The organism is Methylobacterium sp. A49B (genome assembly GCF_053346215.1).
Window position 1 is genome coordinate 1 of the sequence record NZ_JBKFBO010000111.1, and the last position, 9,749, is coordinate 9,749.

The 9,749-nt window shown below is 71.4% G+C and carries 13 protein-coding genes; 5 read left to right on the plus strand and 8 right to left on the minus strand.

Annotation, left to right across the window (positions count from 1 at the left end):
• Window positions 1-443: transglutaminase-like cysteine peptidase (locus ACLBX9_RS18975; RefSeq protein ID WP_447720023.1), on the plus strand; the 443-nt coding region annotated here is incomplete at its 5' end.
• Between the two features lie 6 nt (window positions 444-449).
• Here the strand turns inward: ACLBX9_RS18975 and ACLBX9_RS18980 are convergent.
• On the minus strand, window positions 450-707 hold the full coding sequence (locus ACLBX9_RS18980; RefSeq protein ID WP_010687422.1) for a hypothetical protein: 258 nt from the start codon (window positions 705-707) through the stop codon (window positions 450-452).
• A 321-nt stretch (window positions 708-1,028) separates the two neighbouring features.
• Between ACLBX9_RS18980 and ACLBX9_RS18985 the strand changes: the two genes are divergently transcribed.
• Entirely contained in the window at window positions 1,029-1,736 is a 708-nt protein-coding gene (locus ACLBX9_RS18985) for a transglutaminase-like cysteine peptidase (protein ID WP_010687423.1), read from the plus strand.
• A gap of 21 nt (window positions 1,737-1,757) precedes the next feature.
• Here ACLBX9_RS18985 and ACLBX9_RS18990 read toward each other — a convergent pair whose 3' ends face one another.
• The 7 genes from ACLBX9_RS18990 to ACLBX9_RS19020 form a co-directional block, all read right to left on the minus strand.
• A complete protein-coding gene (locus ACLBX9_RS18990; RefSeq protein ID WP_010687424.1) occupies window positions 1,758-2,087 on the minus strand; it encodes a DUF6949 family protein in 330 nt (109 codons plus the stop codon).
• Between the two features lie 143 nt (window positions 2,088-2,230).
• Window positions 2,231-2,446, minus strand: a complete 216-nt coding sequence (locus ACLBX9_RS18995; protein ID WP_010687425.1) for a DUF3126 family protein — start codon at window positions 2,444-2,446, stop codon at window positions 2,231-2,233.
• Between the two features lie 151 nt (window positions 2,447-2,597).
• The gene (cysE, locus tag ACLBX9_RS19000) at window positions 2,598-3,449 is read right to left on the minus strand and encodes a serine O-acetyltransferase (protein WP_447720040.1); all 852 of its coding nucleotides are present in this window, start codon (window positions 3,447-3,449) and stop codon (window positions 2,598-2,600) included.
• Window positions 3,450-3,674: 225 nt separating this feature from the next.
• On the minus strand, window positions 3,675-4,559 hold the full coding sequence (locus tag ACLBX9_RS19005) for a helix-turn-helix transcriptional regulator (RefSeq protein WP_010687427.1): 885 nt from the start codon (window positions 4,557-4,559) through the stop codon (window positions 3,675-3,677).
• 320 nt (window positions 4,560-4,879) lie between these two features.
• Window positions 4,880-5,866: a transglycosylase SLT domain-containing protein gene (locus ACLBX9_RS19010; protein ID WP_010687428.1), complete on the minus strand. Its 987-nt coding sequence runs from the start codon at window positions 5,864-5,866 to the stop codon at window positions 4,880-4,882.
• 249 nt (window positions 5,867-6,115) lie between these two features.
• Window positions 6,116-6,937, minus strand: coding sequence for a Cof-type HAD-IIB family hydrolase (locus ACLBX9_RS19015; protein WP_447720041.1), 822 nt, complete (start codon window positions 6,935-6,937; stop codon window positions 6,116-6,118).
• Window positions 6,938-6,940: 3 nt separating this feature from the next.
• A complete protein-coding gene (locus ACLBX9_RS19020; RefSeq protein WP_447720042.1) occupies window positions 6,941-7,507 on the minus strand; it encodes a gluconokinase in 567 nt (188 codons plus the stop codon).
• A 176-nt stretch (window positions 7,508-7,683) separates the two neighbouring features.
• On the opposite strand from ACLBX9_RS19020, the gene ACLBX9_RS19025 reads away from it, so the two are divergent.
• The 3 genes from ACLBX9_RS19025 to ACLBX9_RS19035 all read left to right on the plus strand — a co-directional run.
• Window positions 7,684-7,959, plus strand: a complete 276-nt coding sequence (locus ACLBX9_RS19025; RefSeq protein ID WP_010687431.1) for a DUF3072 domain-containing protein — start codon at window positions 7,684-7,686, stop codon at window positions 7,957-7,959.
• A 205-nt stretch (window positions 7,960-8,164) separates the two neighbouring features.
• The gene (locus ACLBX9_RS19030) at window positions 8,165-8,413 is read left to right on the plus strand and encodes a Flp family type IVb pilin (protein WP_010687432.1); all 249 of its coding nucleotides are present in this window, start codon (window positions 8,165-8,167) and stop codon (window positions 8,411-8,413) included.
• Between the two features lie 302 nt (window positions 8,414-8,715).
• The coding region (locus tag ACLBX9_RS19035) for a polysaccharide biosynthesis/export family protein (protein WP_447720043.1) at window positions 8,716-9,749 on the plus strand (1,034 nt) is incomplete at its 3' end.

Genomic DNA, 9,749 nt, shown 5'->3' on the forward strand with positions numbered 1-9,749 from the left:
CGGTGGACCGCAGCGAGCCGGCGCGGATCAGCCTGACGCCGTCGACCTGGGCGACGATCGTGTCGGTGAACCGGCGGGTCAACAAGGCGGTCGAGCCGATGACAGACCAGGAGCACCTGCACGTGGCCGACCGCTGGGACCTGGCCGAGGACGGCATCGGCGACTGCGAGGACTTCCAACTGCTCAAGCGCCACCTGCTGGCCGAGGCCGGGCTGCCGCGGCGGGCGATGCGCATGACCGTGGTGATCGACGAGAAGGGCGAGGGCCACGCGGTGCTCACCCTCATCACCGACCGGGGCGACCTCGTGCTCGACAACAAGACCAGCGCGATCCTGCCCTGGCACAAGACCGGCTACGTGTTCATCAAGCGCGAGAGCCAGGACGCCGTCGCCTGGGTGTCCCTCGGCGGCGTCACCTCCCCCGTCACCACCGCAAACCGCTGACCGCCCTCAGGCGGCGCGGCTCAGGGTCGGCCGGGCCAAGCTCGCCACGTAGGCCTCCACGCGGCCGATGAAGTCGGCGAGGTGGGGCGCGATGCCCCGGAGGCTCGCGAGATCGCGGACCAGGATGTCCCGCGACAGAGTCCGGTCGCCCTCGCTCGGGGCGCCGGCGAGGTAGGAATCCACCGCGTGCTCGGCGATGTTGATCGCGCCGGCCCGACCATCCTCGGCGAGCGCCCTGATCACCTGCTGGATGGCGGGCTGCATCACGGTATCCTTCTCATGGTGCGCGGCGCACCCCGATCGACGGTGTGGCCGGAATGTTGCGACGGGACGAGGCCGACCCGGAGCCGGCGCGGCTGCGCTTCTGAGAAGCCGGCAAAGCCGTCGTAAATCAAGGCCTTCCGCGGAGTCGCAGGGCGGCCATTCCCCTGGCGCATGCGGCAGCCTTGAGTTCTGCGGACGCAACACTCCTTTAAAAGGGAACCGTTACGTGGTCCCACGCGTTCTAACGCCCCTCGCACCCGTTGTGCGTCGCGAAAAGCCGTGTCACCCTTCCGTCATCATCGGGCGGCGGGGACTTCGACCATGCGGCACGCGGATGGCGGGATCTCGGATCAGGCGTTCGGCCAGCTCCAGTGGCGGGGTTGGGCCGGGCCGGCGCGGCGGGTGCGACAGGCGATCAGCTTCGCCCTCGTCGGCACGATCCTGACCCTCGGCGGCGCTACCACCCACGCCCATGCCCGCTTGGTCCTGCCGGACGAGACCTCCCTCACCGAGCCGACCGGCGCCGTACACCCGATCGCCGGCTGGACGGATTTCTGCACGCGGTCCCCGCAGGAATGCACGGTCGACACCGCGGAGCCGGCCGCGATCCCGCTCACCGTGGCGGTGTGGCGGACCCTGCAGAGCGTCAACCGGCGGGTGAACGGACGCATCCGGCCCATCACCGATCAGGCACATTGGGGCGTCGTGGACCGCTGGGACTTTCCCGATGACGGCTTCGGCGATTGCGAGGATTACCAGCTCCTGAAGCGGCGGATGCTGGTCGAGCGCGGTCTGCCGCGACGGGCCCTGCTGATGACCGTGGTGATCGACGAGACCAACGAGGGCCACGCGGTGCTGACGGTCCGGACCGACCGCGGCGACTTCGTGCTCGACAACAAGACCGACGCGATCCGGTCCTGGCGACGCACCGGCTACAGCTTCGTCAAGCGTGCCGGCCAGGACGGGCCGGCCTGGGTTTCCCTGGAGGGCAAGGACGGCGCCGCCCAGGTGGCGACCGCCGAGCCGTAAGAGCCCTCGTGCCGCGGCCGCTCAGGCGCCGACGAGCATCGCCGCGAGGTCGAGGGCGACGCGGCCGGAGAGCAGGCCCCAGCCGCAGGCGATGACGGTCGCCAGCATGACGAACGGCATGGGACGCCCCTCGATCCGACGCCCGCGCACGGTGTTGCGCAGGATGATGAAGGGGGCCGAGAAGGCCAGCATCGGCAGGGCCGCCACCGCCGGCAGGCCGCCGCGCTCCAGCAGGTTGAAGCTCGCCCGCCGCGCCGCGAACAGCTCGAAGGCGCTGGCGATCAGCCCGGACAGCGCGAGGCCGATGCACAGCGTCCGGATCGATTCGAGAACGGTGGGCGAGACGACCATTCTTCGCGCTCCTGTACAGGTTGCGCGCAGTCTAGCCGCGTCATTTACCGGTTGTTAAGCAATACCTTCGGTTAGCCTTAACCCGTACACAGGCACCGACGCGAGGAACCTGTGCCGGGATCGCGCGGGACCCGCCGCTCGCCTCAGGCGTCGTCCTCGAGATCGATGTCGAGGATCGCCATCCGGAAGACGAAGGAATCGTCGCCGTCCTCCTTGTCGTCGGCAATCACGCCGATCGATTCCTCGCCGATGAACACCTCGGCGGAGTCGCCGGTCTTCATCGCCGTCAATCGGATGTTGTTGTTCGCGAACTTGCGACGGAGATAGTCCTGAAGCTTCGCGGTCTCGGCTTTGGTCACGCTGTCTCGTCTCCCTGGCGGCACGGCGGCCGCGGATGGGCCGTGGGCCTATGGGCGGTGGGCTTGCCACGCCTGCCGTGGAGCGGCAAGCGCGGCCGCCCCGATCGTGACAATTGGCGTGCGCGCCGGCTCGCCCGGATCCCGTCGCCCGTCAGATCCCGTCGCCGAGGTGAATGAACTGGTCGAGGGCGACGAGCTGATCCATCGCGCGGGCCGGGTCGTCGCAGCCCGCGGTTCCGACCACGCGGGCCGGCACGCCGACCACCGTGGTGTTGGGCGGCACCGGCCGGAGCACCACCGAGCCCGCCGCGACCCGGGCGCAGGCCCCCACCTCGATGTTGCCGAGGATCTTGGCGCCGGCGCCGATCATCACGCCGCGGCGGATCTTGGGATGGCGGTCGCCGCGCTGCTTGCCGGTGCCGCCGAGGGTGACGGCGTGGAGGATCGAGACATCGTCCTCGATCACCGCCGTCGAGCCGACGACCAGACCGGTGGCGTGGTCGAGGAACACGCCCCGCCCGATGCGCGCCGCCGGATGGATGTCGCACTGGAACACCTCGGAGATCCGGCTCTGCAGATAGAGGGCGAGGTCGCGCCGGCCGCGGTTCCACACGTGATGGGCGAGGCGGTAGGCCTGGAGCGCGTGGAAGCCCTTGAAGTACAGGACCGGTTCCAGCGCCCGCAGGGTCGCGGGATCGCGGTCGATCACGGCCCCGATATCGGCGCGGAAGGCCTGCCCGATCTGAGGATCGGCCGCGATGGCCTCCTGGAAGGCGTGGGCGACCAGTTCGGCCGGCAGGGACGGATGGCCGAGCCGGGCCGCGACCCGGTGGGACACCGCCGCTTCGAGGCTCGCGTGATTCAGGATGGTCGCCACGATGAACGAGGCGAGCTGCGGCTCGGTGTGCAGCACCTCCTCCGCCTCGGCGCGCACCCGCGACCAGACCGGGTCGAGGACCGCGAAGTCGCGGTGCTCATGGTTGAGGGCAGGGCTGGCGCTCATGGACGGATGCTCCTGTCCGAGGCTCCGGCTGGCCGTCCACAGCTCCGGCGCGGGATGGTTCTTCTCCGCATGGGCCGCGCGACGCCGCGAAGCTCCCGGCGGGGGGAGAATGCGGGAACAAAGATTTACGCTTAGCGTGGTGTGCTGCGGCGCATCGATCAAGGGTCAGGGCGGCTGCGGGGCTGCGCCGGAGGCATGGCTGTCACAGCCTCGGAGCGTGACGGGTCAGCCCGCCGCCGGCACCGCCTGCCCGAAACGCGCCTCGATCGCGGCGGTCAGCCGGTCGAGCATGATCGGGACCGGGATGTTGGAGGTGTCGACGGTGGCGGGGGCGCGCGCGTAGAGCGGCTCGCGGCTCGCCAGGACCGCGCGCAGCTCCTGCATGGCCGAGGCATGGTCGCCCGTGGTCGCGAGGTGGCCCTGCTCGCGCACGCGGCTCATATGCTCCTCGGGGCGGGCGCGCAGCCAGATCGTGTAGAAGGCCTGCAGCAGCAGGTCGTATGTCAGCGGTTCGGCGACGATGCCGCCGCTGGTCGCCAAGATCAGCGGCCCGGGATGCTCGGTCAGGCGGCGCAGCGCCTGCTGCTCGAGGCGGCGATAGCCCTCCTGGCCGTAGATCGCGAAGATCTCCTGCACCGAGAGCGCGTTCTCGCGCTCGATCTCGGCATTGAGCTCCACGAAGGTCCAGCCCAGGCGATCGGCCGCGAGCTTGCCCAGGGTCGACTTGCCGGCGCCGCGAAGGCCGGTCAGCGCCACCCTCGCGCGTCCGCTGGATTCCGGCCGAGCGCCGCCGGAGAGCGCCTCCTTGGCGGCCGCGATCTGCGCCGGGCTCGCCTGCCCGAGGAGGTCGCGCACCACCGGCCAGTCGGGCAGAGCGTCGTTGCCGGTGATCAGGTCGTCCAGCCGCACGCCCATGGCGTTGGCGACCCGCCGCAACAGGATGATCGAGACGTTGCCCTGGCCGCCCTCCAGCTGCGCGATGTACCGCTCGGACAGGCCCGAGGTCTGCGACAGGACCTTGCGCGACAGCCCGCGCACGGTGCGCGCGTGACGGACCCGGCGCCCGAGATCCGTGAGAAAGAGTGATTCCTGTTCCACCACGCCGGTCATGGCGCCGTCCGCTTTCCTGCCGGCTCGAAAGCAGAGTCCGTGCCCTGCATGTCTGCCACTTCGAGATCAATCATGCGTCGCGGTCCGGAACGGGCGAAGGGTTGCCCGAACATCCGCGCGGCGGCCGACGTTTCCCGCCCTGGGATCAGTGTTGCGCCGCCACTGTCCGGCCGCTGAGACCGGACGCCGGGCGATGCCGGGCCGGTCCAACCACGTTGCTGGCGTGGCGCTTATGTGTTGCGTAACGTCCCGATGGTCAAGCCGTGGGCATGATCCTTATGTGAGCAATCACGGAGTCGGGCCGCCCCGTCCGAGCCGGCTCACTCGATCGGCAGAGCTGTCGCCTCGCGCACGGCCGCGGCGATCGGCGCGCGCCGCGGCGACGCGGCGGCGAGCATCTGAACCGACGGCCGGCGCGGCGGCAGCGGCACGTCTACGGCTTCGGCGACCGTGTCCGCCGCCGGGGTTGATGCGGCAGCCGGTGTCATCGGTGCGGCCGGTTCGGCCGGGGGCGAGAGGCGCAGCTCGGCGAGTTCGGCCGCCGCGGGCGCGGTCGCGACCGCGGTAGCGAGGGCGGCCGGTCGGCGCGGCGGCAGGGGCACTTCCACCGCCTGGGCGGCGGCTGCCTGTTCGCTCGGCGCTGCGGCGGCGGCCGGCGCGACGACGGCGGCGGCCGGATCGACCGCGAGGCTCGCGAGCTGGATCGTCGCGCCGGCCAGCGCGGCGGGTCGGCGGGGCGGCAGCGGCACCTCCACCGTCTCGGTGGGCGCTTCGGCCACGGACACGGTGGTCGGGGCGTAGGCAAGGGCCGAAGCGGCGGGGCTCCTGGCGTCGGCCGCGCCGCCGCCGAACAGGCTCGCCAGGGCGCTCGCCGAGGCCGCCACCGGCGCCACCACGGACGCGACCTCGGTGGAGATCCCCTGCCGCTTGGCGGCGTAATAGTAGCCGCGGTTGTAGTATTGGTAGGCCTGGGAAAGGTTGCCCTGGGCGGTGCGGTAGGCGCCGGCGAGATAGGCGACCCCGTAGCGCAGGTTGGTCGCCGGATCGTAGAGCCCCGCCGCGTCCCCGGTATAGCCCAGGCTGCGCGCGGTCGCGTGCTTGATCTGCATCAGGCCCAGCGCGCTGCCGCCCTTGGCATTCGGGTTGTAGTTGCTCTCGCGCTTGACCACCGCGTGGACGAAGCTCGCCGGGACGCCGTTCGCCTTGGCCTGCTGCTCGATCAGCGCGTCGATGTTGTCGCGCGCGGCCTGCCCGAAGGCGGCGGCGGGCGCGACCGCGAGGACGGCGGCCAGGAGAAGGCGATGCATTCCGAGACCCGGTTCTGCTTGTTCTGTGGTCAAGCTAGGTCGCGGGCAAATGAGGCCGGAAAGCGGCCTCGCTTCGGCAAGCTGTGGGCGGCTCGGGCGGCGACCCCATCTGTGCTCCGCCGGCCACAGGCAGGCGCCCCGTCGTGAGCCGGTACGGTTATCCACAGGGCCGATGGTGGATCCGCCCGCTCACAGGACGGGGCGCAGGGGAGGGCGCCGGGCTGGCGCGGACGGGTCACGGCAGACGGGTCAGGGCAGGATGAGGCGCTCGATCGCGTGGGCGAAGCCGTCCGCGTCATTGCTGTCGGTGACCGCGCGGGCGGCCGCCTTCACGCCGCCCTCGGCATTGCCCATCGCCACCGAGAAGCCGCTGTTGGCGAACATCGGCCGGTCGTTGCCGGCATCGCCGAAGGTCGCGATCCGCTCGGGCGGGATGCCGAGATGGCCGCTCATCCAGGTGACGAACTGCCCCTTGTCGAGGTGGGGCGGCGTGACGTCGAGGTAGTATTTCTGCGAGCGATGCACCGTCGCCCGGTCCGCCAGCGCGGCCGCGATCCTGGGCTCGCAGTCCGCGAGATGGGCATGGTCGCGGCTGACACCGACGAGCTTCGAGGCCGCCCCCATGAGCGTGCCGAGGTCGGCCACGACCCGCGGCTCCGCGTCGATCGTGCGGCGCTCCAAGTCGGTGTAGGGGCCCTGCGGGTCGCGCAGACACCACGCGCCCTCGGCGAAGACCCAGACGTCGAGGCCCGCGGCCAGCAGCCGGGCGAGGGCCTCCCTGGCGGCCGGCTCGGGGATCGTCCGCTCCGCGATCGTCGAGAGGTCGGGCCGGACCACGCTGGCGCCGTTGAAGGCGCCCATCGGCAGATCGAGGCCGAGCGCGGCCACGAGGCTGCGCAGGCCGACCGGCGGCCGGGCCGAGGCGATGCTGAAGCCGATCCCGGCCGCCCGCAGCCGCCCGACGGCCGCCACCGTGGCGGCGGTGAGGCGCTTGTCGCCGGTCACCAGGGTGCCGTCGACGTCCGAGATCACCAGGGCGATCCCCGCGGCCCCGTCGGATCCTGCAGGCATGGCTCACTCCGCTCCCGAGCGCACGGGGGGCTCCGCGGCGAGCTGCGCCACGACCCGGTCGGCGATGGCCTCGGGCGGCTCCGCGACCCCGACAATGATCGGGCGTTCGTCGGGACCGGGTACCTCCAGCGTGGCGAACTGGCTGTCCAGGAGGCGCGGGGACATGAAATGGCCTTGGCGCGCCGCGAGGCGCCCGGCGATCAGGGCCTTGTCCCCGTCGAGATAGACCAGCCGCACCCGCCGGCTCCCGCGGGTGAGAATGTCCCGGTAGGCGCGGCGCAGGGCCGAGCAGACCACGACGCCCGACTTGCCGGCCTCCAGCCGGTGCTGGATCCAGGTGGCGATCCGCGCCAGCCAGGGCGCGCGGTCCTCGTCGTCGAGGGCGTGGCCCGCATGCATCTTGGCCACGTGCTCCGGGGTGTGGAAGCTGTCGCCGTCGACGAAGATCCAGCCGAGCCGCTCGGCGATCAGCGCCGCGACGGTGCTCTTCCCGGATCCCGAGACGCCCATCACCACGAGCACCTGCGCGGACGCCGCGGCCTCGTCGGTCACCCCCGTCTGAGACGTCATCCGGACCTCGCGGCTCGAAGGCGTTCCCGCGACGCCGAGCACCTCTTCAATAGGCCCGCGCGCGGGGAAGGAAAGGCCGTGTCGGCCCCGCAAGACGCCGCCGGCGCGGCCGGAACCGCGTGCCGGGCGCGCGCGTTGGCGCAGGGAAGTTAGAACATTTCAGGAACAGAGAAGTCATGGCCAAGACTGCTTCGAAGACCCAGCAGAGAGACGCTTCGCCTCGGGACGCGGCTCAGGAGAACCCCAAGACCGACCCGAAGGACGTGTCCAACCAGATCAAGGACCCGGACCAGTGGACCACCGGCGGCGAGCCGATGACGGGCGCGCAGGCCTCCTACCTGAAGACCCTGTCGGAGGAGGCCAAGGAGCCGGAGGCCTTCGAGGCCGATCTCGACAAGGCCGAGGCCTCCAAGCGGATCGACGACCTGCGCCACAAGGCCGGTCGGGCCTGATCCGGTCGCGCGCTCTTCCCGGTGCCGATCTTCCCGGTGCCAATCTTCCCGGTGCCAATCTTCCGGTGCAAAGGTTGGCCGGGCAGAGCGCGACGGCCGAGTTTCGAAGACCGCATTAAGCCGCCGGCAAGGGCGGATGCGCTACGACAGGTCATGGAACGAGGCCGCTCGGGCAGCGGAACGTGACGAGAAGGCGGTTTCGACGATGCAAGAACCGGGGCGCGAACCGGGCTGCCACGGGACCGGGCGCGCCGTCGCACGGGTCGGAATCCTGTCCGGCGGCGGCGCGACGGCGCTGATCCGCTTCTCCCGCGACGCGCGCGGCGCGACGTCGATCGAGTATGCCCTGATCGGCGCCCTGATCTTCCTGGTGGCCGCCGCGAGCCTGCGGACCTACGCCTCCCGGGTGAGCGGGGTCTACGGCCAGATCAGCACCGCGGTGACCCAGAACTGACTCGTCCCGGGCGCTCGATGAGGGGCCGCCCGCGGCCCGGGGCCTTGCTGGAGCCGGCGGTGGCGCTGCGGCGCGAGCGGTGTCGTCCCGACTGCACGAGCCCAACCCGCCAACACGACAGGCCGTCTGTCGGCAATAGACAGAAACAGAAAACACCGCGTCCCTGCCCCGAAAAAGCTGTGCTTTACGAGGATGAAAGTGCGGTCTCGGCCGTCGCCTGCGGAGTGTGGCCCACCCGCCACGGACACCCGGGCCGCCATGGGCTAGGCACGGGCTCGGCAATACCGATGGGCAACATCTGGATGCGCAATCTTCCCCTCGTCCTGCTCGCCGTCGCGGCGACGTCGGGCTGCACGTACCTGCCCGCGGCGGGACCGACGGCGAGCATGATCCAGGCCGGCGCCGAGGTGGCGACGGCGGATGGCGGTCTTCTGGCGCGCTACGAGATCATCGACGTCACCCCGAGCGTCGTCGAGGCCCTGCGCGGCCGGCCGCTGGACAGCCTGCTCGCCTCCTTCGGCGACCACCGCCCGTCCTCCGAGCCGGTGATCGGCATCGGCGACATGGTCTCCGTCTCCGTCTGGGAAGCCGGCTCCGGCGGCCTGTTCTCCGGACCGCTGGTCGCCGACCGCTTCTCCGCCGGCTCGAAGTCCGCGCTCATCCCCGAGCAGCCGGTCGGGCGCGACGGCGCCATCTCGGTGCCCTATGCCGGCCGCATCAAGGTCGCCGGCCGCCGCACCCAGGACGTGCAGGCGCTCATCGAGAACGAGCTCGCCGGCAAGGCCATCCAGCCGCAGGTGCTGGTCTCGGTCACCCGCCCGATCAGCCAGGCGGTCACCGTCACCGGCGAGGGCGCGGCCGGCGCCCGCCTGCCGCTGTCGGGCCACGGCGACCGCATCCTCGACGTCATCGCCTCCGCGGGCGGCAACCGCGCGCCGGTCAACGAGACCTTCGTGCGGCTCTCGCGCGGGCCGGTCACCGCCACGGTGCCGCTGACCACGGTGGTGTCGAACCCGCGTGAGAACATCTACCTGCGGCCCAACGACGTGCTGACCCTGGTGCGCGACCCGCAGACCTTCATCGCGGTGGGCGCGCTGGGCAACAGCACCGAGCTGCCGTTCCAGGCCGACGGGATCACCCTGGCGCAGGCGCTGGCCAAGGCGCGCGGGCTGTCGGACTTCGCCGCCGACCCGGCGGGCACGTTCATCTTCCGGTTCGAGCCGGCCAGCGTGGTGCGCCGGCTGAACCCGGGCTCGAAGCTCCTGGGCACGCCGCTGGTGCCGGTGGTCTACCGGATCGACATGCGCGACCCCAACAGCCTGTTCGTCAGCCAGGC

What these genes read in the sequence shown, in the direction of transcription:
- ACLBX9_RS19005 (WP_010687427.1), bottom strand. Translation starts at nt 4,559, where the DNA reads ATGACCGGCGTGGTGGAACAGGAATCACTCTTTCTCACGGATCTCGGG.
- ACLBX9_RS19030 (WP_010687432.1), top strand. Translation starts at nt 8,165, where the DNA reads ATGCAAGAACCGGGGCGCGAACCGGGCTGCCACGGGACCGGGCGCGCC.
- ACLBX9_RS19015 (WP_447720041.1), bottom strand. Translation starts at nt 6,937, where the DNA reads ATGCCTGCAGGATCCGACGGGGCCGCGGGGATCGCCCTGGTGATCTCG.
- ACLBX9_RS18985 (WP_010687423.1), top strand. Translation starts at nt 1,029, where the DNA reads ATGCGGCACGCGGATGGCGGGATCTCGGATCAGGCGTTCGGCCAGCTC.
- ACLBX9_RS18990 (WP_010687424.1), bottom strand. Translation starts at nt 2,087, where the DNA reads ATGGTCGTCTCGCCCACCGTTCTCGAATCGATCCGGACGCTGTGCATC.
- cysE (WP_447720040.1), bottom strand. Translation starts at nt 3,449, where the DNA reads ATGAGCGCCAGCCCTGCCCTCAACCATGAGCACCGCGACTTCGCGGTC.
- ACLBX9_RS19010 (WP_010687428.1), bottom strand. Translation starts at nt 5,866, where the DNA reads ATGCATCGCCTTCTCCTGGCCGCCGTCCTCGCGGTCGCGCCCGCCGCC.
- ACLBX9_RS18980 (WP_010687422.1), bottom strand. Translation starts at nt 707, where the DNA reads ATGCAGCCCGCCATCCAGCAGGTGATCAGGGCGCTCGCCGAGGATGGT.
- ACLBX9_RS19025 (WP_010687431.1), top strand. Translation starts at nt 7,684, where the DNA reads ATGGCCAAGACTGCTTCGAAGACCCAGCAGAGAGACGCTTCGCCTCGG.
- ACLBX9_RS19020 (WP_447720042.1), bottom strand. Translation starts at nt 7,507, where the DNA reads ATGACGTCTCAGACGGGGGTGACCGACGAGGCCGCGGCGTCCGCGCAG.